Below are 23,643 nucleotides of genomic sequence, written 5' to 3' on the forward strand. Positions count from 1 at the left end.
CGGCAATGACCACGGCAATGAAGGGAACGATGGCGCCGGCACGCAGCGCGCCTGGGCGTCGCCAGGGCCGCCAGCGCCGCCTGCATCCGGTCATCGCTGCCGCGCTGGTGGCGGTCGCGGTGGCGGCAGGCTGCGTGGGCGGGGCTTCGGCGTGGCGCGAGCATGCCAGCGCGCGCCACGCGCAACTTGCCCAGTGGCAGACGCTGGCGGGCTCGGCCGCAGACGCGCAGGCGCTCGCGGCGTTGCAAAAGCGGCGCAGGCGGGCGAGGTCGCGGCCCAGGCCGCGCTCGGTGAGGCGTTGTGGGCAAGCGGGGATGCGGCGACGCATGCCGAAGGCCGGGACTGGCTGAAACAGGCCGCCGTGGCGGGCGACGCGCGCGCGCATTTCGTGCTGGGCAAGGCGGCCTTCCTCGGCGATGCGCAGCGCTCGCCCGACGTGGCGGCGGCCTGGCACCACTTCGAGCTGGCCGCCGCTGCGGGCAATACCGGGGCGGCGTACTACCTCGGCTTGCTGCACCGTGGCGGCTATGGCCGCACGCCGGACCCGGCCGCGGCCGCGCGCTGGTTCGAGCTGGCCGCAGATGCCGGCGTGGCGCAGGCGATGTTCATGCTGGCCAACGCCTATCGCGAAGGTGCGGGGGTGCCGCGCGACGAGGGCCGCGCGGTGGCGTGGTACGAGGCCGCGGCCGAGCGCGAGCATCCGGAATCGATCCAGGCGCTGGCGATGGCCTATCGGTATGGCGAGCTGGGGTTGAAGCGGGATGAGGGCAGTTTTCGCGCGCATCTGGCGGAGACCGCGCATGCGCTGAAGCATCCGGCTCTGGTTCCCTGAGCCTTTGGGTCCTGGAGCGCGGGCGGCGGCGAGGCGGCGTGCGTGGATGCCACCGCCGCCGCCCGGCCGCGCAAGGGGGATCGGGCTTGGCCGATCTCGCTCAGTCGATCTTGATGTCCGCCGCCTTCACCACCTTCGCCCACTTCACGATCTCGCTGCGCTGGAACTCGGCAAACTGCTGGGGCGACATCCCCGACGGTTCCATCCCCAGCTTTTCCAGCCGCGCCTGCATGTCCGGCGTCTTGATGATCGCCGAGATCTCCTTGTACAGGCGGTCCACGATCGGCTTGGGCGTATTCGCCGGGGCAAAGACGGCTTGCCAGGATTCCAGCTCGTAGCCGCTGACGCCGGCCTCGGCCATCGTCGGCACGTTCGGCATGCTCTTGATGCGCTTGGCGGAAGTCACCGCCAGTGCCCGCAGCTTGCCCGAATCGATATGCTGGGCCGCCACCACGGTGGTGTCGAACATCATCGGCACCTGCCCCGCCATCACGTCCTGGATCGCCGGGCCGCTGCCCTTGTAGGGAATATGCGTGATCTTGATGCCAGCCAGGCTCTGGAACAATTCGCCGGCCAGGTGCTGCGAGGTGCCGTTGCCGGCGGACGCGAAGGCCAGCGTATCCGGCTTGGCCTTGGCTTCGGTCACGATGTCCTTCACCGTCTTGAACGGGCTGCCGGCGCCGACCACCAGCACATTGGCATTGGTGCCGATCAGCGTGATGGGGGCGAAGGACTTGACCACGTCGTACGGCATCTTCGGATATAGGCTGGCATTGATCGCGTGCGAGCTGATGGTGCCGCCAAGGATGGTGTAGCCATCGGGCGCGGCCTTGGACGCGTAGTCGGAACCGATATTGCCGCCGGCGCCGGGGCGGTTCTCCACTACCACGGTGGTGCCGAGCGCCTGGCCAAGGCGCTGGCCGATCAGGCGCGCCAGGGTATCGGTGGTGCCCCCGGGCGGGAAGGGCACCACGTAGGTGATCGGCTTGCTGGGCCAGCTGGCCTGGGCGGAAGCGGTCAGCGGGAGGGCGGCGGCTACGGTCGTCGCGGCGGCCAGCAGCGCAAGGGCTTGGCGTTTCATGGGGTTGGGTCTCCTCGGTTTTTCTTGGAATGGTGAAGCGTCAATGGATTTCCGGCTCGCCGCTTTCCGGGGCGTCGACCGGTTCCAGGAAATCAAAGTCGCAGCCCTTGTCCGCCTGGCTGACATGGCGCAGGTAAAGCTTGCCGTAGCCACGCTCGAACTTGGGCACGGGCGCGACCCACGCAGCGCGGCGGCGCGCCATCTCCTCGTCGCCGATCAGCAGGTTGAGCTTGCGGGCCGGGACATCGAGCTCGATCAGGTCGCCATCGCGCACGAAGGCGAGCGGGCCGCCAACATAGGATTCCGGCGCCACGTGCAGCACGCACGCGCCGTAGCTGGTGCCACTCATGCGCGCATCGGAAATACGCACCATGTCGCGCACGCCTTGCTTGAGCAGCTTCTGCGGAATCGGCAACTGGCCCCATTCCGGCATGCCTGGGGCGCCTTGCGGGCCGGCGTTCTGCAGCACGATCACGCAGGTGGCGTCGATGTCCAGCGCTGGGTCGTCGATGCGCGCCGCCATGTCGTTGTAGTCGCGGAACACCACGGCGCGGCCGGTGTGGCGCAGCAGGTCCTGCTGCGCCGCGGGGAGCTTGATCACGGCGCCGTCCGGGGCGAGGTTGCCGCGCAGTACCGCCAGGCCGTCGCTGGCCACGAGCGGCTTGTCGCGCGGGCGGATCACGTCGTCGTTGAAGACGCGGGCGCCTTCCAGGTTCTCGCCGAGCGTGCGGCCGTCGACGGTGAGCGTGCGCGTATCGAGCAGGTCGCCCATCTGTGCCAGCATCGCGCGCAGACCGCCGGCGTAGTAGAAGTCTTCCATCAGGTACTGGCCCGACGGACGGATATTGGCCAGCACCGGCGTGCCGCGCGCCAGCGCGTCGTAGCGGTCCAGCGAGAGCGCATGGCCGGCGCGGCGCGCCAGCGCGATCAGGTGGACGATGGCATTGGTGGAGCCGGACAGCGCCAGCGCGGTGCGCACGCCGTTGTCGATGGCGGCAGGCGTGACGATCTCTGACGGCTTCAGGTCCTGCCACACCATCTCGACAATGCGCCGGCCCGACAGCGAGGCCATCTGTGCGTGGCGCGAATCCGGCGCGGGAATCGACGAGGCGCCGGACAGGCACATGCCGATGGCCTCCACCACGGCCGTCATGGTCGACGCGGTGCCCATCGTCATGCAGTGCCCGGGCGAACGCGCGATGCCGTCCTCGATGCCCTGCCAGTCCTGCTCGGTGATATTGCCCGCGCGCAGCTCGGCCCAGTATTTCCACGTATCCGAGCCCGAGCCCAGCGTGACGCCATTCCAGTTGCCGCGCAGCATCGGCCCGGCCGGCACGAAGATGGTCGGCAGGTCCATCGCCAGCGCCCCCATCAGCAGGGCGGGGGTGGTCTTGTCGCAGCCGCCCAGCAGCACGCAGCCATCGGCAGGGTAGGAGCGCAGCAGCTCCTCCGTCTCCATCGCCAGCAGGTTGCGGTACAGCATGGTGGTGGGCTTCTGGAACGGCTCGGACAGGCTCATCGCCGGCATTTCCACCGGGAACCCACCGGCCTGCCAGATGCCGCGCTTGACCTCTTCGGCACGCTGGCGGAAGTGGCTGTGGCAGGGGTTGATGTCGCTCCACGTGTTGATGATGGCGATCACCGGCTTGCCGGCGTAGTCGGCGCGGTTGTAGCCCATCTGCGCGGTGCGCGAGCGGTGGCCGAAGGCGCGCAGGTCGTTGGCGCCGTACCAGCGGTGGCTGCGCAGTTCCTCTGGGCGCTTGGCGGGCCGGTCTTGCCTGTCTTGCCGGTCTTGTGGCGCGGAGTTGGCGGGGGTGTGGGCATGGGCTGTCTCGTCTGATTGGTAGCGTCGTGTCGACGTCTGTTTTTTGTCCGGCCTCGGCGTGCGACGGCGGTGCTTCTCCGGCCCCGAAGACAGCAGATGATAGCGCTGTCATTTGTCGATCACAACGCATGCCTGCTCGGGGTTAACCCGTCGCGCGGGCCGGCATTGCAGCCCGCCCCGCGGCGCGGGCGCTATCATGGCGGCCACGCTGGCCGTGCCGACCCTGCGGCCAGCTGGCTTTTTTGCTTCCTTCACCACATTCATGGCCTCATCCCGCAAGCCGACCACCCCTCGCCCCGCGCCCCCGCCAGCTCCCGCGGGCCGCGCCACCGGCAGCGTCACGCTGGCCGACGTGGCCAAGATCGCGGGCGTCTCGCCGATCACCGTGTCGCGCGTGGTCAACCAGCCCGGGCTGGTCTCGGCGGGTACCGTGGCGCGCGTGCAGGAGGCCATCCAGCGCACCGGCTATGTGCCCAACCTGCTGGCCGGCGGCCTGGCCTCGCGGCGCAGCCGGCTGATCGCGGCCATCGTGCCGACCATCGCCAACTCGATCTTCGCGGACACCATCCAGGCGCTGACCGACCGCTTCTCGCAAGCGGGCTACCAGATGATGCTGGGCCTGTCGGGCTATGCCGCCACGCGCGAGCAGGACCTGCTGGCCGCCATCCTCTCGCGCCGCCCGGACGGCATCGTGCTGACCGGCATCGCGCACACCGCCGACACGCGCCGCCGCCTGCTGGGCGCGCGCGTGCCGGTGGTGGAGACCTGGGACATCACGCCCACGCCGATCGACATGCTGGTGGGTTTCTCGCACGAGAAGGTGGGACAGTCGGTGGCCGAGTTCCTGTATGCGCGCGGCTATCGCAAGCCCGCCATCCTGTCGGCCAGCGACCAGCGCGCCGAGTCGCGCCGCCTGGGCTTTCTCGACGCCTTCGGCCGCTACGGCATCACGGAAGTGCCGAGCAGCATCGTGCCGGCGCCGTCCAGCCTGGGGCTGGGCCGCGAGGGGCTGGCGCGGCTGCTCGACGGCGGCGCGCGGCCGGACGTGGTGTTCTGCAGCTCGGACACGCTGGCGCAGGGTGCGCTGTCGGAAGCCCGCGCGCGCGGGCTGAAGGTGCCGGAGCAGCTCGCGGTGATGGGCTTTGGCGACCTCAACTTTGCCGCGCACACTTTCCCGTCGCTCTCGACCGTGCGCATTGACGGCCCGGCCATCGGCCGCACCGCCGCCGAATGCCTGCTGGCGCGCATCGACGGGCGCGAGGTGGGGGAGCGCATCATCGACCTGGGGTTCGAGGTCATCCAGCGCGACAGCGCCTGAGTGGAGCGTCCTGCGCTGCGGCGCGGCGCAGGACGCGCTATGATTGCGCTACCATCCAACGCCGCAACCTTTTCCCTCGCTTCGCACCCATGTCCCAAGCCACGCTTATCCAGATCGGCCCCCTCGCGCCGCAGATCAATTCCCGCCTGCGCGAGCAGTACCAGGCCGTGCCGCTGTGGGAGCAGGCCGAGCCGCTGGCGTGGCTGCGCGAGCACGCGCAGCAGGCGCGCGTGGCGGTGACGTCGGCGCGCCACGGCATCACCGCCGAGGCGATCGCGGCCATGCCGAAGCTCGAAGCCATCGTGAGCTTTGGCGTGGGCTATGACTCGATCGCGCTGGACGCGGCCCGCGCACGCGGCATCCAGGTCAGCAACACGCCCGACGTGCTCAACGACTGCGTGGCCGACCTCGCCTTCGGCCTGCTGCTCGACGCCGCCCGCGGCATCGCCCATGGCGACCGCTTCGTGCGCGCCGGCAAGTGGGGCAAGGACAACTTCCCGCTGACCACCCGCGTCTCCGGCAAGAAGCTCGGCATCCTCGGCCTGGGCCGCATCGGCGAGAAAGTGGCGCAGCGCGCCACCGGCTTCGGCATGGAGATCGCGTACCACAACCGCCGAGCGCGCGACGGCGCGCCGTGGCGCCACGAGCCGGACCTGAAGGCGCTGGCCGGCTGGGCGGATTTCCTGGCTGTCACTTGCGTGGGCGGCCCCGAGACCGAAGGGCTGGTGTCCGCCGAGATCATCGCGGCGCTGGGCCCCAAGGGCATCCTGGTCAATGTGTCGCGCGGCAGCGTGGTGGACGAAGACGCGCTGGTGGCGGCCTTGCGCGACGGCCGCCTGGGCGGTGCCGGGCTGGACGTGTTCCGCGCCGAGCCGGAAGTGCCCGAGGCGCTGTTCGCGCTGGACAACGTCGTGCTGGCCCCGCATGGGGCCAGCGGCACGCATGAAACCCGCGCCGCCATGTCCGGCCTGGTGTTCGACAACCTCGATGCGTTTCTTGGGACCGGCAAGGTGATCACGCCGGTACTTTGACGCGCTGGCCGGCCCCTCGCGTACCGCGCCGGTCCTATACTGGATCAGGCGCCCGCTGCCCTGGCGGCGCCATCTCACCTCACGCGTCAGGAGGCAATGATGGGACGCAAATATATCGATTGCCGCGAGTTTCCGAGCCAGTCCAAGTGCACGGTGGCATTGAGCGCCGACACGGAAGACGAACTGCTCGAAGTCGCGGTCCAGCATGCGGTGCAGGTGCACCAGCACCAGGATGGCCCCGAACTGCGGCAGATGCTCAAGAGCGCATTCAAGGATGTCTCGCCGCCCGCGTGAGGCCCGGGGGCACGAACGCAGGCCGCCGCCCGGCGAGGGGCGGTGGGCTGCGGTTCAGGTCTGACGTTGGGTTTGAAGCTGTCGCCAACGCTTCAAACACATGCGCTATGCTCAGCAGCATCAACGTCCGCCATCCCGCCCACGCTCAATGAAAACCATCTACCTTGCCGGCTTCGACGTATTCCGCAAAGACGCCATCGCCTATGGCGAGACCCTCAAGGCCCGCTGCGCCCATTACGGCTTCCTCGGCCTCTACCCCCTCGACAAAGCCGCCCCGGCGGGCCTTTCCGGCCCCGATACCGCGCGCTGGATCTACGAAGCGAACATCAACCTGCTGCGCCGCGCCGATATGGTGATGGCCAACCTCGACGATTTCCGCGGCCCGGGCGAGCCGGACTCGGGCACGGCGTTCGAGGTGGGGTTCGCGATTGCGCTGCAAAAGCCGGTATGGGGCTACAGCGGCGACCGCGGCACGTTGCTGGACCGCGTGGCCGTTGCCACCGATGCAACGCACGGCAAGGGCGAGCGGCTCGATGCGCGCGGCTTCGTGGTGGAGGATTTTGGCCTGGGCAAGAACCTGATGCTGGCCTGCTCGGCCAAGCTGGTGGCGGGAGATGCCGAGGCATGCCTGGCGGCCATGGCCGAGGCGGAGCGCAGGCGCAGTTGCAGGGGCGCGTGGGCGCCGGCGGAGGATTGATGCTGGCGCGGGCGGGACCTGCGTCCCGCCGCGCCACTACTTTACCGTGCCTCGGCGCAGTGTTTCCACGCCGGCCGCGATATCGTCCGCGGTGCTGGCCACGATCTGGCGGTAAGCCGCCACTACACCGTCCACCGCGCCCGGCGCGGGCAGCTCGGCCTGCGTGCGGCCGGCCTTGACCTTGCCGTCGGGCAGGCGGCGCACGGTCCAATTGATGACGGCGCCGGCGCGCTGGCCCACGTCCGCATCCAGCCGCACCACTTCGGTGGTGATGCGAAACACAGGCTCCACTTCCGACAAGCCTTGCTGGTAGGTATCGACCGCACCCAGCCTGGCCTGCAGTTGCTGCGACAGCGCGTCGCGCAGCTCATCCGGCAGAGGCGCGGACCAGCGCGACAGGTCCAGCAGCCTGAGCGCGTTGCCATCCTTCCCGTCACGCACCACAAGCTGTGGCCGGTTGAGGCGTTCAGGCACCCGCACCGGCGCAACCTCGATCCACACCGGCTGTGCCTGCGGCGCCCGCGCCGGCGCAGCGGCCTGTCCTTCAGCGCTGGTAGCGGTAGCGGGACCCTGGGCCAGCGTGTAGTAGCGCGGATCGGGCGAGGCGCAGCCCGCCAGCAGCGCGGCGGCGAGCGAGAGGGGCAGCAACGGGCGGTGGCGGGTCATCTCTATGCGGGTCATCATCATTTCTCCGGCTTGCCGCGCACCAGGGCTTCGGGGTGGCGTTCCAGGTATTCGGTCAGCGTGCGCAGCGACACCGCGGTGCGCGTCAGCTCCTGCATCATGCGGCGCGTGTCTTGCTGCAGCGGCGCATCCGAGGCAAGCGTGCCGTTGGCGGAATGCAGCGTCTTGCGCGCGTCCTGCAGCGCGGCCAGCACTTGCGGCGCCACATCGCCATTGAGCTGGGCGACCAGCTTGTCGGCGCTGGTCATCATGGTGTTGAGCGTGGCCATCGACGTGCGCAGGTCCTGGCCGATCTGGTCGAACGGCACCTTGTCGATCTTGTTGACGATATCGCCCAGCTTGGCCTGCAGCTCGTCGAACGCGCCCGGCGTGGTGGGCAGCTCAGGCATGGGGCCATCCGGGTTGACGCTGGCCGGCGGCGCCTTGGGGAAGAAGTCCAGCGCCACATAGAGCTGGCCGGTCAGCAGGTTGCCGGTGCGCAACTGCGCGCGCATGCCGCGCTTGATCAACGTCTGGACGATATTGCGGGCGCGGTTGATGTCCTCCACGTCGCGCGCGCGAAAGCCCATGCGCGAGGGATACAGTTCCACCACCACCGGCAGGCGGAAGGCCTTCTTCTCACTCTGGTATTCGATGCCGATCGAGCGCACCTGGCCCACGATCACGCCGCGGAAATCCACGGGCGCGCCGGGTGACAGGCCGCGCACGGACTGGTCGAAGTTCAGCACGGCGAGCGAAGGCGCGAGTTCTTCCGGCTCCTTCATCGCCTCGGTCTGGTCGCTGGCCAGCAGGAACTGGGTGTTCTCGTTGGCGGCATCCATTGCCTTGGAGTCGTCCGGGGCCTGGAAGGCCACGCCGCCCAGCAGCACCGTCACCAGCGATTGCGTGTTGAGCTTGAAGCCGCCGGCATCGAGCTTGATGTCCACGCCGCTGGCGTGCCAGAAGCGCGAGTCGGCCGTGACCAGCTTGTCGTAGGGCTTGTTGATGAACACGCGCAGCGACAGGTCGCGCCCATTGGGCTCCAGCTGGTAGGCCACCACCTGGCCGACCTGCACGCGGCGGTAGTAGACCGGCGAGCCGATGTCGAGCGAGCCGAGATCGGTGGCGCGCAGCACGAACTGCTTGCCGGAGGCGTCGGTGGTGACGGCGGGCGGCACTTCGAGCCCGGTGAAGTCGCGCACGCGCTCCTCCGACTTGCCGGCGTCAACGCCGATATAGGCGCCGGACAGCAGCGTCTCCAGCCCGGAGATGCCACTGGTGGCAAAGCGCGGGCGCACCACCCAGAAGCGCGTGTCCTTGGCGGAGAAGCTCGCCGCATCCTGGGTCAGGTCGATCCTGGCGATCACGTGCGAGCGGTCGCCGGCGAGCCGCACGGACTTGACCAGGCCAATGTCCACGTCCTTGTAGCGTACCGGCGTCTTGCCTGGGACGAGGCCCTCGGCGGTGCGGAACGTGACCGTGATCTGGGGGCCGCGCTCGGTGAGCGTGTGGATCAGCAGCGACAGGCCAACCACCGCCGCCACGATCGGGATCAGCCAGACCAGCGAGGGCAGCCAGCGCGCTCGGCGGCGGCGCTCGGGCGCCGGTGGCAGCGACGGCGAGGAAGGAGAGGAGGAGACGGGTCAAGGTCAGGCATCGTTTGTATCCATCGAATCCCACAGCAGGCGCGGGTCGAAACTGAGTGAAGCCAGCATGGTGAGCACCACCACGGAGCCGAACGCCATGGCGCCGGCGCCCGGGATGATGGTGGCGAGCGCCCCGGCCCGCACCAGCGAAGCCAGCAGCGCCACCACGAAAATATCCAGCATCGACCAGCGGCCGATGAGTTCCACCAGCCCGTACAGCTTGGTCTGCTGGCGAATCCGCCAGCGCGAGCGGAAGTGCACGGACAGCAGCAGCAGCGTGAGGATGATCATCTTCAGCAGCGGCACCACGATGCTGGCGATCAGCACCACGATGGCCAGCAGGTTGGAGCCCGACAGCCACAGGTAGACCACGCCGGAGAAGATGGTGTCGCGCTGCGTGCCCAGGATGGACTGCGTCACCATCACCGGCAGCAGGTTGGCGGGAAGATAGAGGATGAAGGCGGACAGCAGGAACGCCCAGGTGCGGGTGAGGCTGTTCGGCTTGCGGTGATGTAGCGTGGCGCCGCAGCGCGGGCAGGGCTCGCCTTCCATCGTGCGCGGGCTGAGCGCATCGCAGGCGTGGCAGGACACCAGGCCCATCGAAGTGGCGGTGGGCACCTGCGGCAGCGGCTTGGTTTCGTCGTCGTCGGTCAGCTCCGCCACCACCTCGGCGGCCAGGCGGCGCGAGCGCGCTAGCGCGGCGGCGCCCACCGGGAGCTTGGGGGTTGGGGCGCTCATCGGGGCGGCTCCTCGTCCAGGTGCTGCCAGAGATCGCGCGGATCGAACGACAGCATCGCGGCCAGCACGATCACCAGCGCGGCGAACGACCACAGCGCCACGCCCGGCAACACCTGCGCCATGGTGGAGAGCTTTACCAGCGTGACCAGCACGCCAATCATGAAGACTTCGATCATGCCCCACGGCCGGGTTTGCTGGATGCCGCGCACGATGCGCTCGAAGCCCGGCGGCATCCGGCGGCGCGCCATCGGCACCAGCAGGTAAAGCATCATCAGCATCTCGGACAAGGGAAACAGGATGGTGGTGGCGAACACGATCACGGCCACCAGTGCCATGTTGTCCGCGTAGAGCGCCTGCACCGCGCCCCACAGCGTGGTTTGGGTGCGCACGCCCTTGAGATCCATCTCGACGATGGGATAGGCGTTGGACACCATGAACAGGATCAGCGCGGCAATCACCAGCGGCAGCAGCCGGGCATAGGCCCGCGCGCTATCGCGGTAGAGCTGGCCGCCGCAGCGCAGGCACAGCGCGCGCTCGCCCGGCTCCAGCTCGGCGCGCTGGTAGACCGCATCGCAGTACTCGCAGGCCACCAGCCGGGCCAGCTCGGCCTGGGTGGGCGCGGGCGGCGCCAACGGTTGCGGTTCGGGACGGCTGGTTTCGCTCATGCCTTGCCGGAACCCGCCACGTCCTCGGCGGTGGTGATGGGCTTGCCTTGCGCCAGCGCTGGCGGCGGGTCGGCCAGGTGCTGCGAGCCGATGGTCCAGTCGCGCAGCAGCGCGTAGGCCACTGCCAGCAGCGTCGGGCCGATGAAGACGCCGAGGAAGCCGAAGGCCAGCGCGCCGCCAAACACGCCCAGCATCACCCAGATCAGGGGCATGTCGGTGCCCTTGCTGATCAGGAGCGGCTTGATGACGTTGTCGGCCATGCTGACCACGCCCACGCCCCACACCACCATGAAGATGGCCCAGCCCAGCGAGCCGGTGTGGTACAGCCAGAGCGCGGCGGGAATCCACACCAGCGGCGGCCCGACCGGGATCACGGACAGGAAGAAGGTGATGAAGCCGAGGATGGCGGCGCCGGGCACCCCGGCGATCCAGAAGCCGATGCCGGCCAGCAGGGCCTGCACGAACGCCGTGCCCAGCACGCCGTAGACCACGCCCTTGACCGTATTGCCGGCCAGCGCCAGCAGGTGGTCGGCGCGCTCGCCGGCAATGCGGCGCATGCCGGCGCGCAGCCACGCCACCGCGAACTCGCCGCCGGTGTAGAAGAAGAATGCCAGCACGATCGACAGCGCCAGCTGGCCCAGCCCCGCGCCGATCGACAGCCCGGCGCCCAGCACCACATGGCCCACGGGCGCAATCAATTTGCGCAGGTTGGCGACCATCTCCGAGTCGGCATGGATCACCTTGTCCCAGGAGCTTTGCAGGTAGTCGCCCACATAGGGCAGGCCGGTCAGCCATGCGGGCAGCGCGGGCGCGCCGTGATCGAAGAACTGGTCGACCAGGCCGGACAGCTCGTCGATGTGCGCGGAGACGCTGGCGCCCGCATAGACAAAGGGACCGAGCACGATGACCGCGGCCAGCAGCACGCAGATCAGGGCCGCCAGGCTGCGCCGGTTGCCCATCCAGCGCGACAGCACCGTATAGGGGTACCACGAGCTGAAGGCGAGGATGGCGCCCCACAACAGCGCGGTGGTAAAGGGCGCGAGCACCAGCAGTGAGCCGCCGATCAGCACGATCAGTGCAAAGATGGCGGCGAGTTTTTCAATCAGTTGGCCGGAATTCATCAGTTCGCGCGGGAAACATCGGCCTTCAGGCCGGTGAGGGATAGCGCGCGACGCGAAGCGTCGCCCCTGTGCCCGCTCTCCTTCGTGGATTGCGCTACGAGTGAATAACCATATCCATCGCCGCGCTGAATGATCTTGCAGTAGCGGTGAGAAATGCCTTGGACGACCCCAGCGACGGTCTGAATGTTGAAGGATCCGGTGGCGCGAATCGCCAGCCGCCCAATATGCCTACCGACCTTCTTTCCGGACGGGACATCGGCCCGCACCATATCACCGGTCTGGAAGCCGAATGCCCGCTTGCTGCGCATCAAATAGCCGCGCGGGAAGCCTGATGCGGTGAGTCGCGTGCGCTGGTAAGTGCCACGGCCCGAGCACTTGATAGCCAACGTGGGCTTTTGCCAGTCTGAAACAGAGTCGACCACCCCAACACACGCCGCGTCCAGCGCGTGCGTCTTTGGCAGATCGAAGCGTCGGCGGTTGTACTTCGTCCGGCCACCCGACCCCGTCTCCAATGAAAGCCCCGTGGTCTTCAGCGCGTTGTACAGCGCCCACCGGGTCGAATTGACGGCGGCAGCGTCGCGAAGCGGGGCCTTTGCCTTCGCCAGAATGCGTCTGAGGCGCTCCGGGTCCTTGCGCAGGAAATCAGAGAGCGGGCGAGCGGCCTTCTTCCTATTGCAAGGCACGCAAGCCAGTGTCAGATTGGAGACCCGATTCGAGCCTCCGTTTGCCCGGGCATCGATATGTTCCAATTCCAGCGGCATATCGCGGGCATCGCAGTACGCGCACTGCCGGCCCCATTTCTCTAGTAGGTATTCGCGGACCTCATAGCCGGCCAGTTCGCCCTGCTGATACTCGACGCCGGAGATTTCGGCGTTCTGCATCGCCTGCATGTCGAAGCGGACGAGTTCGGTGCTGATGGCGGTGATCGGCGCGAGTGCGCGCAAGCGGCGGACCCAGGCCATCGTGGTCTGCACACGGTGTTGTAGGCTCGGCGCTAGCCAGCCTGCCGGCTTACGGCGGTTGTCGAATCGGGCAGCGCGATACCGCGTCTTCCGCCCGCGTCGCGACCGGCGCATAGCCCTGCGGGCCGTCAGGTTCAGGCTGATCTGCGCGCCGCGGTGTATCAGTTCCACTAGCGACAGCACGGCGACACGCCGGCCCGCCTCGCCGCCGCAGGACTCGACCTCACGCACGATGGCCACGCCGGTTCCCTTGCTACCGGGATCGAGTTTAAGACGGACCGGTTGCAGGACGCAGTCCGCTGTCCGCCGATCCACTATGCGGATAGCGAACGGCATCACGCGGTGCACGCGTGCGCGGCCGCGCGCCAGCAACAGCCGCGCCCGCTTCTCACTGCAGGGCATGAGCGGATTGCCGCTCCTGTCTAACACAAAGACTGCCAAGGCAATCTCTCCTAAAAGCTGCCCTTACGGGCCTGGTGACGCCTCCCGTTGGGAGGTCTCCCCTCGGCAATGTTGCGAACCGGCGATCTGCCCCGATCCGTTTCGTGCTTGGTGAGTAGCTCCGGGGAGTCGCACCCCGAGGCTCTCGCAGAACCGTACGTGACACTCTCGCGTCATACGGCTCCCGTTATCCAACCACACCCTAAGCAACCCGCCAGTGGGTAAACAGTCCACGATAGATATCCTTCATCCTGCCCAGCCACGCCACGCCGCGCAGCTTGTGCCACGACAGCGTCTTGTACTTGCGCCGGGCCCACGTCACAAGTCGACGGTCAACATAACGCGCCAACTCGCGCATCGCAGATCGATGGAATGCCCCGTAGTAGCTTAGCCACCCACGAATTGCCGGATTGCAGAACTCAGCGAGTTCCTCCAGCGTTGCTGGAGTCCGGCGGTGCAGCCGCCAGTTCCGCACCGTCTGCCTCATTCGGTTCAGCGCTTCCTTGCTCACCGCCGGCAAAAAATTGGTAAATCGCCGGTTGTGTCTGTTCAGCGCCTCACGAGGTCGGAACGTGAAACCCAGGAACGTGAACTGCACGTCGGGATACGAACCGGGACGGTTACTGTCCTTGCAGTACACAATCTTCGACTTCTCTGGATGCATCGTCAGCCCACAGTCCGCCAGCCTCGAGGCTATTGCCTCCATCACGGCCTTCGCCTCTGCTTCCGTGCGGCAGTGGACCACCGCATCATCGGCGTATCGGGCAAACGGACACTGCGGATACGTCCGCTTCATCCAGTTGTCAAACGCATAATGCATGAACAGGTTCATCAGGATCGGACTGACTACGCCTCCCTGGGGTGTACCCCTCGTGCGGGGTATCTGCTCCCCGTCCGCGGTTTCAAACGGCGCGCACAGCCACCGCTCAACGTACAGCAGGATCCAGTCTTCCCTGATGTGGCGCCGCACTGCTTTCATCAGCAGCGCATGGTCGATCTGGTCAAACGCCGCCTTGATGTCAAACTCAACAACCCAGTCGTATTTCCAGCAACGCTTTCGCGTCACGGCAATCGCCTGTTTCGCCGACTTGCCCGGCCGGTACCCATAGGAATCTTCGTGGAATACCGGATCAAGGATCGGCTCGATCATGAGTTTGGTCACCGTCTGGGCGACCCTGTCAGATACTGTGGGCACGCCCAGCTTTCTCGTGCCACCCGTGGCCTTTGGTATCTCCACCTGTTTCACCGGCGGCGGGAAATACGCCCCCGACGACATCCGGTTCCACACCTTGTAGAGGTTGCCCGACAGGTTCTGCTCGAACATGGCGATTGTTTCATCGTCCACACCCGCAGCGCCACGGTTGGCCTTCACCAGCTGGTACGCCTCCCATACCACCCGCTTCGCAATGCAATACGGTTTTGCTGGGCTCATGTCACTCATCCCGGCCTTGCCGGTTGGCAACACTCGTCAGCAGGATAACGCTGCCCCTTTGCTCCATTCCCATTACAGGAACTTCAACACTACTACGGGCAGCTCCGCCCCTCGCTCCGGCATCGGTATTCATCCTCATGGTGTCTGCCATTTGTCTTTTCCCTTCACATCCGAAGCAAGGTTCTCACGTTCCATACCAAAGCCTGTATTGGGCTCATGCCACCTATACACCGACTGCCACCGGGCCCGTAAGCAGGTTTCCTCCCGGCTGATCCTGGAGGACAAGGTCACCTCCAGTTTTGACAGTGTCTATACAAGTTACGATGCGTCATCGGTCGGTTTGCTTTCGCTCATCTTCCCAATACGTACCTGCCACCCTCACGGAGTGACTTTTCCCCGGTCGCTCACCACCGTGCCTTTTGGGCACAGCAGCACCGGGCGGTTTGGAGCCTGCCCCTGCAGGCCGACTCCGGGAGGCCTTCTCCCATCTTTGGTACAGCACCACGGGCTCTCACCCGTGTTCGTGACACACACCCTGTCGCTTGTCTGCAACCGGAGCTTCAAGAGGTTGGGACTGAGGAAGCATCCCCACGTTGGCCTTGCACCTATTCGCAACGTAGCGGGTTGGTTACCGCTTTGCCTGGTCAACCCGAGCTTGTTCAGTTGCCTTTGCAAGCTCCGGCCTTTAGGCCGGGGTAGTTGACCGGGCGCTTCTCCTGGACTGCCGGTGTGACGTGGACGGCGTCAATATATAGGAAAACCCGTAGGCCGCCGGAGGCGGGCCGTTTTGAGACGGCTGAGATGCTGCATTGCGGGATGCCTGGCGCGCTATGTGCTTCGCAGTCCTTCCCCGAACGTCTCACGATGCCATACCTCGGTGACATCTTCCAGCAGCGCGAGAAAGCGGTCCAGCGCGGGCAGGCCGTGGTCGCGCCGTACGGTGGCGTAAAGGTCCGCGGCCAGCCCCGGCTCGTCCAGCGTGACGAAGGCCACGTCCTCCCGCGGCGCGCCTGAAAGCGAGCGCGGCAGCGCGCTCACCCCCACGCCTGCGCCCACCAGGCTCAGCACTGTCTGTGGATCCACCGACTCGTGCAGCACGCGCGGCTGGAAGCCATTGCGCACGCAGGCGGCCAGCAGGTTGCGGATCACCGGGCTTTGCGTATTAAGGACCACAAACGGCTCCGCCGCCAGCGCCTTCAGCCGGATCCGGCCGCTCGCCGCCAGTGGATGGCCGGCCGGCAACGCGGCCATCAGCGGCTGCGGATAGACCCGGATCGAGCGCAACTCCTCCCGCTCGGTGGCGCTGGACGCAAAGCCCACATCGATCTGGCCGCGCGCCAGCGCCTCGCCCTGCTGGTCGGGCAGCATCTCGTGCAGGGTCCATTCCACCGCCGGATTGCGCTCCTGGAACAGCCGCATGGTACGTGGCAGGGGACCATACATCACCGAATTGATGATGCCGATGCGCAGGTAGCCCTCCAGCCCGTCGGCCACGCGCAGCACCATTTTCCGGGTCGAGTCCAGGTCGGCCACGATGTCGCGCGCCCGGATCAGCAGCGCCTCGCCCGCCCGGGTCAGGCGCGCGCCCAGGCGGCCGCGCTCGAACAGGATGACCCCGAGCGACGCCTCCAGCGACTTGATCTGCTGGCTCAGCGGCGGCTGGGAAATATGCAGGCGCTCGGCGGCACGGCTGAAGTTGCCCTCCTCGGCGACGGCGATGAAATAGCGGAGCTGGCGGATATCCATATGGTTTTCGTATGGAAAAGATTCTCAAATCATATTTCACATATGGATTTGGCGCAGCTAGTCTTTGCTTCAAGACGGCCCGCCAGCCCCCAAGACAGCGATAAGCAGCGATTAACAGCGACAGACGGCGGAGCAAGGAGAAAACAATGACCCCCATCAAAGTCAACGGCGCCCTGCGCGCCGTGCAAGCCCCAGCGATACGCCCCTGCTGTGGGTGCTGCGCGACGAACTCGACCTCACCGGCACCAAGTACGGCTGCGGCATGGGCCTGTGCGGCGCCTGCACGGTGCATGTGGACGGCGCCCCGGTGCGGGCCTGCCAGACGCCGGTGTCCAACGTGGCGGGCAAGCGGGTCACCACCATCGAAGGCCTGGGCCAGCCCGATGCGCTGCACGCGGTGCAGAAAGCCTGGCAAGCCGAGGACGTGCCCCAATGCGGCTATTGCCAGTCCGGCCAGCTAATGTCGGCCGCCGCGCTGCTGGCCCGCAAGCGCAACCCCACCGACAGCGATATCGACGCCGCCATGGCCGGCAACATCTGCCGCTGCGGCACCTACGACCGCATCCGCCGCGCGATCCATCGCGCCGCCGCCGAACTGCGTGGAGGCAAGGCAGCATGACGCGCGATCTCGACCTCATCGATGCCACCCCTGCCAATGGCGGGCGCCGCCGTTTCCTGCAAGCCGGCGCCGCTCTCGCCGGCGGCTTGCTGCTGGAGATCGGCAGTGCTGGCCAGTTCATCCGCAACGCTGGCGCCGCGCCCATCACCGACAGCGCGGCCGGCAACTTCGCCCCCAATGCCTGGGTGCGCGTCACGCCCGACAACCGCGTGCTGCTGGTGGTGCACAAGTACGACAGCGGCACCGGCGTGAAGAACGCGCTGGGCCTGATGCTGGCCGAGGAGCTGGATGCCGACTGGGCCACCGTGCAGGTGATCCAGCCCGACGATCCGCTCGCCAAGGCCTACCTGCATCCGCTGTGGGGCATGCACGCCACCGGCGGCAGCACCAGCGTGCCGCTGGAGTGGAATACGCTGCGCCGCGCGGGCGCCACCGCGCGCGCCATGCTGGTCGGAGAAGCCGCGCGGCGCTGGGCGGTCGAGCCGGCCACCTGCAAGACCGCGGCCAGCGCCGTGATCCACGCGGCCAGCGGACGGCGCCTAACCTACGGCGAACTGGCCGAAGGCGCGGCACGGCTGCCGGTGCCGGCGGAGGTCACGCTCAAGCGGCCCGACGAATTCGTGCTGATCGGCAAGGAGCGCAGCAGCTACCGCGTGGCCGACAAGCTTACCGGCCGCGCGCGCTACGCCATCGACATCAAGCTGCCGGACATGCTGACCGCAATCGTGGTGCACGCGCCGGTGGTCAACGCGCGGGTGGTGTCCTTCAACGCCGCCGAGGTCAAGGCGCTGCCCGGCGTGCGCGATGTGTTCGCTACCGAGATTCCGGAAGTGATCGCGCATTTCCGTCCCGACGCGCCCGCCGCGCGTCCATCAACGGCGCCAGCCAGCCCGGCGTGGCCATCGTGGCCGATCATTTCTGGGCCGCGCAGCGCGCGCGCCAGGTGCTCAAGGTGGCGTGGGGCGACAGCGAGATGAAGGACTTCAGCGCAGAGGCCGCCATCCGCACCATGGCCGCGCGCGTGGACGAGCCGGGCAAGAAGTCCAAGGCCAAGGGCGATGCCGATGCCGCCTTCCAGGGCGCCGCCAAGGTCGTGGAAGCGGTCTACACCATGCCCTACAAGGCGCACGCGCAGATGGAGCCGCTCAGCATCGTGGCGTGGGTCAGGCCGGATGCGGTGGAGTACTGGGGCGGCGTGCAGGTGCCGTCGCGCTGCGCGCAGGCGGCCGAAACCATCGCCGGCATCTCGCGCGACAAGGTGAAGATCCACCTGACCGAAGCCGGCGGCAGCTTCGGCGCCCGCGAAGGGCTGCACATCATCCTGGAAGCGACCTATATCGCCAAGCGCATGGGCCGCCCTGTCAAGCTGCTCTACAGCCGCGAAGACGACATGCACGCGTTCTACTACCAGAGCGCCAGCGTGCACAAGGCGCGCGCCGCGCTGGACGCGGCCGGCAATGTGCAGGCGTTCAGCCTGCGCGCCGTGGTGCCGTCGATCAAGGAGCCGGACGATCCCGGCTTCCTGGCCAAGGTGCCGGTGGACCCGAGCTGTACCGAGGGCATGCGCGACGATTTCTACTACCAGGTACCGGCGCTCGACCTGGCCTGGGTGCGCCACGAGCCGGGCTTCCCGGTGTGGTGGTGGCGCGCGGTGAGCTACGTGCCGAATATCTTCGCCATCGAAAGCCTGATCGACGAAGCCGCGCATGCCAGCGCGCAGGACCCGGTGGCGCTGCGCGGCAAGCTGCTGCAAGGCAAGCCCGAGCATGTCGCGGTGCTCGACCGCGCCGCCGCGCTGGCGGGCTGGAAAGCCGGCGTGAAACCGGGCAAGGGCCGCGAGGGTCGTGGCCTGGGCGTGGCCACCTACGAAGGCTACAAGAGCTATATCGCCATCGTGGCCGATGTCAGCGTCAGGAACGGCGCCATCACCGTGCACAAGATCACCTGCGTGGTGGACTGCGGCCTGTGCGTCGATCCCAGCTCGGTGCGCCAGCAACTGGCCGGCGGCATCTACTGGGGCGTGTCCACCGCGCTGATGAACGCGGTGCATATCGAGAACGGCGGCGTGAAGCAAAGCAAGCTTCCACGACTACCCGGTGGTGCGCATGAGCGACGCGCCCGCGCTGGAGATCGTGGTGATGCCGCCCTCAGGCAGGCAGCCCGGTGGCGTTGGCGAACTGTCCAATCCGCCGGTGGTGCCCGCGATCGGCAACGCCATCTTTGCGGCTACCGGCAAACGGCTGCGCGCCACGCCGTTCGTGCTGGCCTGAGCCGCCGCCCTCGACAACACCAACGAACATGCACAACCCGAACACGGAGCAACGCAAATGACAAAATGGAAATGCATGGTATGCGGCTTTGAATATGACGAAGCGCTCGGCATGCCCGAACATGGTTTTCCCGCCGGCACGCGCTGGGAAGACATCCCCGACGAATGGCTGTGCCCGGACTGCGGCGTGAGCAAGGCAGAGTTCGAGATGGAAGTGGTGGCCTGAGCCATGACCAACGACGCGAACGACGCCATCCACGCTGAAGCACATCGAGCCTTGCCGCTGGTCATCCTCGGCACCGGCCTGGCCGGCTACACGCTCGCGCGCGAGTTCCGCAAGCTCGACAGCGCGACGCCGCTGGTCATCGTCACGCGCGACGGCGGCGAGTCGTACTCCAAGCCGATGCTGTCCAACGCGCTGGCCGCCAACAAGGCGCCCGCCGCACTCGCCATCGCCAGCGCACAGAAGATGGCCACGCAACTCAACGCACGCGTGCTGACGCATGCCGACGCAACGGCCATCGACACCAGCGCGGGCACCGTGCTGGTCGACGGGCAAGCGCTGCGCTACGGACAACTGGTGCTGGCGCTGGGCGCGCAAGCGCGCGCCGGGCTTGCAAGGCGATGGTGCCGATGCGGTGCAGACCGTCAACGATCTCGCCGACTACACGCGCTTTTACGCCTCGCTGCAAGGCAAGCGCCGCGTGGCCATCCTCGGTGCCGGCTTGATCGGCTGCGAGTTCGCCAACGACCTGCACGCGGGCGGCTTCGCAGTGGAGCTGGTCGATCCCGCCGCGTGGCCGCTCGGCCGGCTGCTGCCGGGCGAGGCGGGCGAGCTGATGGCCGGCGCGCTGCGCGGCCTCGGCGTGCGCCTGCACCTCGGCGAGATGCCGGTCGCGGTGCATCGCCGCGACGGCGCGTTCGCGGTGCAACTGGCGAGTGGCGCGCAGATCGTGGCCGACGTGGTGCTGTCTGCCACCGGGCTGTTGCCGCGCGTGGCGCTGGCGCAAGACGCCGGCATTGCCACAGCACGCGGCATCGTGGTCGACCGCCTGCTGCGCACCAGCGCGCCAGCGGTCTACGCGCTGGGCGACTGCGCGGAGGTCGACGGCCTGGTGCTGCCCTACGTGATGCCGCTGATGCAGGCCGCCCGCGCACTGGCCCGCACGCTCGCTGGCACGCCTACGCCGCTGAGCTATCCCGCCATGCCGGTGGTGGTGAAAACGCCTGTGCTGCCGGCGTTGGTTTCGCCCGCGCTGGCTGGCGCGGGCAACTGGGAGATCGAATCCCAGGCGGCGGAGGAAGCCGGCGCTGGCCTGCGCGCGTTGTTCCGCGATACGCAAGGCGGCCTGACCGGATTCGCGCTCTTGGGCAAGGCGGTGGCGGAGAAGGGCGCACTGGCCAAACAGATCCGCGACTGGCTGCCGGCGCCAGCCACGCCAGCCGCGCCAGCCTGAAGCAAGAACACAACGAGCTGCACGCCTGCACAACCCACACTCGACAATACGAGAGGAGACTTCCCAATGCTTGTCACCCAACAGCCGGTCCTGCGGCGCTTCTGGTACGCGGTCATTCCCGAATCCATGCTCGACAACGGCCCGCAGCCGTTCACGTTGCTGGGCGAGGACATCGTGATCTGGCGCGGGGCCGATGGCACGCCCGCGGCCGTGCGCGACCGCTGCTGCCACCGCACCGCCAAGCTCTCCAAGGGCTATGTGGATTCGGACGGCCTGCTGTGCTGCGGCTATCACGGCTGGTCCTACGACTGCAGCGGCAAGTGCGTGCGCATTCCGCAGATGCCGCAGAACATGATTCCCGCCAACGCGCGCGTGGCGAACTACCACTGCAAGCTGCGCTACGGCTACGTGTGGGTGGCGCTGGAAGACCCGCTGACCGATATCCCCGACATCCCCGAAGGCAACGATCCTTCATTGCGCCGCATTCCACAGTTCTACGAACGCTGGCAATGCAGCGGCCTGCGCTTCATGGAAAACTCGTTCGACAACGCGCACTTCAGCTTCGTGCACAAGAACACCTTCGGCAAGTTCGCCAGCCCCAAGCCGGCGGACATCGAGATCGTCGAGAACGCGTGGGGCTTCGAGTCGCGCCGCTCGGTGCCCATCATGAACCCGCCGGATAGCTGGCTGCTCACCGGCAGCAAGGAGCCGGAGACCATCCGCCACCTGCACGACAACTGGTACATGCCGTTCTCGCGCCGCTTCGGCTGCACCTATCCCAACGGCCTGGTGCACACCATCGTCAACTGCGCCACGCCCATCGACGACAAGAGCACGATGATGGTCCAGTGGCTGTACCGCAACGACACGGAGCAGCAGGCGCCGGCCGAGGAACTGGTCAAGTTCGACCACGCGGTCACGCGCGAGGACAAGGAGATCCTGGAAGCCACGGACTATGACGCGCCCATCGATACCACGCGGCGCATGGAGTTCCACATGCCGTCCGACAAGCCCGGGCTGGTGATGCGCAAGAAGCTGATGGCGCTGCTGCAGGCGCACGGCGAGAAGGAGGTGCACCTGTAGGAAGCTTGCTGACCTTGCCCCGGCGCCTGCTGGGCGCTAGTCAGGTGCCGGGGTTTTCTTTTCTGGGTTCATCGGACTTGCGTGGGTCGATCAATGCGATGCGATACGCCGGTTTGCTCCCCTCTCCCATGAAATGGGAGAGGGGCCGAGGAGAGGGTGGGCGCTAGCTCAAGGTGAAGCGCCTCGCTCTTGCGGATGCCCGCCCTCTCCCCCAACCCCTCTCCTGCCGCGCGGGAGAGGGGAGCTACAACAGCGCCGGATTTGCGCCGCAACGGGTTCACACCAAAGTCCGTAGAAGCCAATTCCCATAGATGTCGCGTGATCTCACGTAACGGCACAAGAGGAGACAACCCCATGAACACCCAAGACCTGACCGGCGACAGGCCGGCCGCAGTCGACCAGGTGCCCGCCCCCGGGCCGCTGGTGATGCTGGGCTTCCAGCACGTGCTGGTGATGTATGTCGGCGCCATCGCGGTGCCGATGATCATCGCCAGCGCGCTCAAGCTGCCGAAGGAGGCGGTGGCGGTCCTGATCAACGCCGACCTCTTCACCTGCGGCATCGCCACCATCCTGCAGGCCGCCGGCTTCTGGCGCTTTGGCGTGCGCATGCCGGTGATGCAGGGCGTGGCCTTCAGCGCCATTCCGCCGATCCTTGTCATCGCCACGAACCCGGCGCTCGGCTTGCCGGCGGTGATCGGCGCGGTAATGGCGGGCGGCGTGATCACCATGCTGCTGGCGCCCGTGTTCGGCAGGCTGCTGCGCTTCTTCCCGCCCATCGTCGGCGGGTCCATCGTCATGGTGGTGGGGCTGTCGCTGTTTCCGGTGGGCGTGAACTGGGTCGGCGGCGGACGCGGCGCGGCGGATTTCGGCGCGCCGCATAACCTGGCGCTGGCGGGCTTCGTGTTCGCGCTGATCCTGGTCATCAACAAATGGCTCAAGGGGTTCTGGTCCAACGTCTCCGTGCTGCTGGCGCTGGCGGCCGGCATGCTGGTGGCGATCCCCTTTGGCATGGTGGATTTCCATGGGGTTGCCGAGGCGCCGATGCTCGACGTGATCCATCCCTTCTATTTCGGCTGGCCGGTGTTCGATGTGGTGGCCACGCTCACCATCGTGGTGGTGATGATCATCATCATGATCGAGTCGATGGGTTTGTTCCTGGCGATTGGCGATGTCGTGAACAAGCCGCTGAGTGCGGGCGAGATGACGGATGGCCTGCGGGCCAACGGCCTGGCCAGCGTGATCGGTGGGGCGCTCAACGGCTTTCCGTACACCATCTACAGCCAGAACATCGGCCTGCTGGTGGTGACGGGCGTCAAGAGCCGCTGGGTCGTGGTGGCAGCGGGCGTGATCCTGTGCGCGTTGGGCTTGTTCCCCAAGCTGGCCACGGTAGTCGCTTCCATTCCTCTGCCGGCGCTGGGCGGGGCAGGGCTGTTCATGTTCGGCGTGGTCACCGCAGCGGGCGTGCGCACGCTGGCGCGGGTGGATTTCGAGGGCACGCGGCATAACGTGTATATCGTTGCCGCCACGCTGGCCATCTCGCTGCTGCCCACGTTCTCGGGCACGCTGTTCAACCAATTGCCAGGTTGGTTGCAGCCCATCATGCACAGCAGCATCTTGCTGGCTTGCGTGATGTCGGTGGCATTGAACCTGCTGTTCAACGGCATTCCGTGCGTCGATGCCCATGCGGTGCCGGCGGCGGGCGGGTTGCAGCCGAGCCGCTAGC

General features: G+C 67.2%; 22 protein-coding genes and 2 pseudogenes. 14 read left to right on the forward strand and 10 right to left on the reverse strand.

The features are described 5' to 3' along the window. Nucleotides 1–5 precede the first annotated feature (5 nt). The gene (locus OMK73_RS33155; protein ID WP_267605717.1) at nt 6–350 is read left to right on the forward strand and encodes a hypothetical protein; all 345 of its coding nucleotides are present in this window, start codon (nt 6–8) and stop codon (nt 348–350) included. After that, nucleotides 299–832 carry a tetratricopeptide repeat protein gene (locus OMK73_RS33160; protein ID WP_267605718.1) on the forward strand — a complete coding sequence of 178 codons (534 nt, stop codon included), beginning with the start codon at nt 299–301 and terminating at the stop codon, nt 830–832. The genes OMK73_RS33155 and OMK73_RS33160 overlap by 52 nt, the downstream gene beginning before the upstream one ends. A 100-nt stretch (nt 833–932) precedes the next feature. On the opposite strand, the gene OMK73_RS33165 is transcribed toward OMK73_RS33160, so the two are convergent. Beyond that, nucleotides 933–1,913, reverse strand: coding sequence for a Bug family tripartite tricarboxylate transporter substrate binding protein (locus OMK73_RS33165; RefSeq protein WP_267605719.1), 981 nt, complete (start codon nt 1,911–1,913; stop codon nt 933–935). A 40-nt stretch (nt 1,914–1,953) separates the two neighbouring features. Then, nucleotides 1,954–3,675, reverse strand: a pseudogene (araD, locus tag OMK73_RS33170) (L-arabinonate dehydratase); the annotation flags it as partial. Nucleotides 3,676–3,934: 259 nt separating this feature from the next. On the opposite strand from araD, the gene OMK73_RS33175 reads away from it, so the two are divergent. From OMK73_RS33175 to OMK73_RS33190, 4 genes are all read left to right on the forward strand, one after another. Next, nucleotides 3,935–5,056 (forward strand): LacI family DNA-binding transcriptional regulator, encoded by a 1,122-nt coding sequence (locus OMK73_RS33175; RefSeq protein ID WP_420715625.1) that lies wholly within the window; start codon nt 3,935–3,937, stop codon nt 5,054–5,056. Between the two features lie 89 nt (nt 5,057–5,145). After that, nucleotides 5,146–6,087, forward strand: a complete 942-nt coding sequence (locus OMK73_RS33180) for a 2-hydroxyacid dehydrogenase (protein WP_267605720.1) — start codon at nt 5,146–5,148, stop codon at nt 6,085–6,087. A gap of 99 nt (nt 6,088–6,186) precedes the next feature. Further along, on the forward strand, nt 6,187–6,381 hold the full coding sequence (locus OMK73_RS33185) for a DUF1059 domain-containing protein (RefSeq protein ID WP_267606607.1): 195 nt from the start codon (nt 6,187–6,189) through the stop codon (nt 6,379–6,381). A 148-nt stretch (nt 6,382–6,529) separates the two neighbouring features. After that, nucleotides 6,530–7,078, forward strand: a complete 549-nt coding sequence (locus OMK73_RS33190) for a nucleoside 2-deoxyribosyltransferase (RefSeq protein ID WP_267605721.1) — start codon at nt 6,530–6,532, stop codon at nt 7,076–7,078. A gap of 36 nt (nt 7,079–7,114) precedes the next feature. Here OMK73_RS33190 and OMK73_RS33195 read toward each other — a convergent pair whose 3' ends face one another. From OMK73_RS33195 to OMK73_RS33230, 8 genes are all read right to left on the reverse strand, one after another. Next, nucleotides 7,115–7,762 carry a PqiC family protein gene (locus OMK73_RS33195; RefSeq protein WP_267605722.1) on the reverse strand — a complete coding sequence of 216 codons (648 nt, stop codon included), beginning with the start codon at nt 7,760–7,762 and terminating at the stop codon, nt 7,115–7,117. Beyond that, nucleotides 7,762–9,354, reverse strand: a complete 1,593-nt coding sequence (locus OMK73_RS33200) for an intermembrane transport protein PqiB (RefSeq protein ID WP_324291836.1) — start codon at nt 9,352–9,354, stop codon at nt 7,762–7,764. Before OMK73_RS33200 ends, OMK73_RS33195 begins: the two co-directional genes overlap by 1 nt. Nucleotides 9,355–9,390: 36 nt before the next feature. Beyond that, on the reverse strand, nt 9,391–10,125 hold the full coding sequence (locus OMK73_RS33205; RefSeq protein ID WP_267605724.1) for a paraquat-inducible protein A: 735 nt from the start codon (nt 10,123–10,125) through the stop codon (nt 9,391–9,393). Beyond that, nucleotides 10,122–10,790 carry a paraquat-inducible protein A gene (locus tag OMK73_RS33210; RefSeq protein WP_267605725.1) on the reverse strand — a complete coding sequence of 223 codons (669 nt, stop codon included), beginning with the start codon at nt 10,788–10,790 and terminating at the stop codon, nt 10,122–10,124. Before OMK73_RS33210 ends, OMK73_RS33205 begins: the two co-directional genes overlap by 4 nt. Then, entirely contained in the window at nt 10,787–11,911 is a 1,125-nt protein-coding gene (locus OMK73_RS33215; RefSeq protein WP_267605726.1) for an AI-2E family transporter, read from the reverse strand. The genes OMK73_RS33210 and OMK73_RS33215 overlap by 4 nt, the downstream gene beginning before the upstream one ends. After that, nucleotides 11,911–13,314 (reverse strand): RNA-guided endonuclease IscB, encoded by a 1,404-nt coding sequence (gene iscB, locus OMK73_RS33220; RefSeq protein ID WP_267605727.1) that lies wholly within the window; start codon nt 13,312–13,314, stop codon nt 11,911–11,913. The genes OMK73_RS33215 and iscB overlap by 1 nt, the downstream gene beginning before the upstream one ends. Before the next feature lie 202 nt (nt 13,315–13,516). Continuing rightward, the gene (gene ltrA, locus OMK73_RS33225) at nt 13,517–14,746 is read right to left on the reverse strand and encodes a group II intron reverse transcriptase/maturase (RefSeq protein WP_267605728.1); all 1,230 of its coding nucleotides are present in this window, start codon (nt 14,744–14,746) and stop codon (nt 13,517–13,519) included. Nucleotides 14,747–15,574: 828 nt separating this feature from the next. Continuing rightward, on the reverse strand, nt 15,575–16,492 hold the full coding sequence (locus tag OMK73_RS33230) for a LysR substrate-binding domain-containing protein (protein WP_267605729.1): 918 nt from the start codon (nt 16,490–16,492) through the stop codon (nt 15,575–15,577). 214 nt (nt 16,493–16,706) lie between these two features. Between OMK73_RS33230 and OMK73_RS33235 the strand changes: the two genes are divergently transcribed. From OMK73_RS33235 to OMK73_RS33270, 8 genes and pseudogenes are all read left to right on the forward strand, one after another. Beyond that, on the forward strand, nt 16,707–17,111 hold the full coding sequence (locus OMK73_RS33235) for a (2Fe-2S)-binding protein (protein ID WP_267605730.1): 405 nt from the start codon (nt 16,707–16,709) through the stop codon (nt 17,109–17,111). Beyond that, entirely contained in the window at nt 17,108–18,088 is a 981-nt protein-coding gene (locus tag OMK73_RS33240) for a molybdopterin cofactor-binding domain-containing protein (protein WP_267605731.1), read from the forward strand. Before OMK73_RS33235 ends, OMK73_RS33240 begins: the two co-directional genes overlap by 4 nt. Then, nucleotides 18,016–19,473, forward strand: coding sequence for a molybdopterin cofactor-binding domain-containing protein (locus OMK73_RS33245; RefSeq protein WP_267605732.1), 1,458 nt, complete (start codon nt 18,016–18,018; stop codon nt 19,471–19,473). The genes OMK73_RS33240 and OMK73_RS33245 overlap by 73 nt, the downstream gene beginning before the upstream one ends. Next, complete coding sequence (locus tag OMK73_RS33250) at nt 19,439–19,606, forward strand: rubredoxin (RefSeq protein ID WP_267605733.1); 168 nt, start codon at nt 19,439–19,441, stop codon at nt 19,604–19,606. The genes OMK73_RS33245 and OMK73_RS33250 overlap by 35 nt, the downstream gene beginning before the upstream one ends. A 3-nt stretch (nt 19,607–19,609) precedes the next feature. Then, nucleotides 19,610–20,471: pseudogene (locus OMK73_RS33255) on the forward strand (NAD(P)/FAD-dependent oxidoreductase); the annotation flags it as partial. Between the two features lie 114 nt (nt 20,472–20,585). Beyond that, nucleotides 20,586–20,837 carry a hypothetical protein gene (locus tag OMK73_RS33260; protein ID WP_267606608.1) on the forward strand — a complete coding sequence of 84 codons (252 nt, stop codon included), beginning with the start codon at nt 20,586–20,588 and terminating at the stop codon, nt 20,835–20,837. A gap of 66 nt (nt 20,838–20,903) precedes the next feature. Beyond that, the gene (locus OMK73_RS33265; RefSeq protein WP_267605734.1) at nt 20,904–21,920 is read left to right on the forward strand and encodes an aromatic ring-hydroxylating oxygenase subunit alpha; all 1,017 of its coding nucleotides are present in this window, start codon (nt 20,904–20,906) and stop codon (nt 21,918–21,920) included. A 354-nt stretch (nt 21,921–22,274) separates the two neighbouring features. Continuing rightward, nucleotides 22,275–23,642, forward strand: coding sequence for a nucleobase:cation symporter-2 family protein (locus OMK73_RS33270; RefSeq protein ID WP_267605735.1), 1,368 nt, complete (start codon nt 22,275–22,277; stop codon nt 23,640–23,642). Nucleotide 23,643: the final 1 nt, after the last annotated feature.

The sequence above is a fragment of the Cupriavidus sp. D39 genome (assembly GCF_026627925.1).
In the GTDB taxonomy this organism is placed as follows: domain Bacteria; phylum Pseudomonadota; class Gammaproteobacteria; order Burkholderiales; family Burkholderiaceae; genus Cupriavidus; species Cupriavidus ulmosensis.

Coding starts and splice junctions, on each gene's coding strand:
- OMK73_RS33250 (WP_267605733.1), top strand. CDS start 19,439: ATGACAAAATGGAAATGCATGGTATGCGGCTTTGAATATGACGAAGCG.
- ltrA (WP_267605728.1), bottom strand. CDS start 14,746: ATGAGCCCAGCAAAACCGTATTGCATTGCGAAGCGGGTGGTATGGGAG.
- OMK73_RS33155 (WP_267605717.1), top strand. CDS start 6: ATGACCACGGCAATGAAGGGAACGATGGCGCCGGCACGCAGCGCGCCT.
- OMK73_RS33215 (WP_267605726.1), bottom strand. CDS start 11,911: ATGAATTCCGGCCAACTGATTGAAAAACTCGCCGCCATCTTTGCACTG.
- OMK73_RS33185 (WP_267606607.1), top strand. CDS start 6,187: ATGGGACGCAAATATATCGATTGCCGCGAGTTTCCGAGCCAGTCCAAG.
- OMK73_RS33260 (WP_267606608.1), top strand. CDS start 20,586: ATGCCGGTGGTGGTGAAAACGCCTGTGCTGCCGGCGTTGGTTTCGCCC.
- OMK73_RS33165 (WP_267605719.1), bottom strand. CDS start 1,913: ATGAAACGCCAAGCCCTTGCGCTGCTGGCCGCCGCGACGACCGTAGCC.
- OMK73_RS33210 (WP_267605725.1), bottom strand. CDS start 10,790: ATGAGCGAAACCAGCCGTCCCGAACCGCAACCGTTGGCGCCGCCCGCG.
- OMK73_RS33190 (WP_267605721.1), top strand. CDS start 6,530: ATGAAAACCATCTACCTTGCCGGCTTCGACGTATTCCGCAAAGACGCC.
- OMK73_RS33180 (WP_267605720.1), top strand. CDS start 5,146: ATGTCCCAAGCCACGCTTATCCAGATCGGCCCCCTCGCGCCGCAGATC.
- OMK73_RS33205 (WP_267605724.1), bottom strand. CDS start 10,125: ATGAGCGCCCCAACCCCCAAGCTCCCGGTGGGCGCCGCCGCGCTAGCG.
- OMK73_RS33265 (WP_267605734.1), top strand. CDS start 20,904: ATGCTTGTCACCCAACAGCCGGTCCTGCGGCGCTTCTGGTACGCGGTC.
- OMK73_RS33270 (WP_267605735.1), top strand. CDS start 22,275: ATGAACACCCAAGACCTGACCGGCGACAGGCCGGCCGCAGTCGACCAG.
- OMK73_RS33230 (WP_267605729.1), bottom strand. CDS start 16,492: ATGGATATCCGCCAGCTCCGCTATTTCATCGCCGTCGCCGAGGAGGGC.
- OMK73_RS33175 (WP_420715625.1), top strand. CDS start 3,935: ATGGCGGCCACGCTGGCCGTGCCGACCCTGCGGCCAGCTGGCTTTTTT.
- OMK73_RS33240 (WP_267605731.1), top strand. CDS start 17,108: ATGACGCGCGATCTCGACCTCATCGATGCCACCCCTGCCAATGGCGGG.
- OMK73_RS33195 (WP_267605722.1), bottom strand. CDS start 7,762: ATGATGACCCGCATAGAGATGACCCGCCACCGCCCGTTGCTGCCCCTC.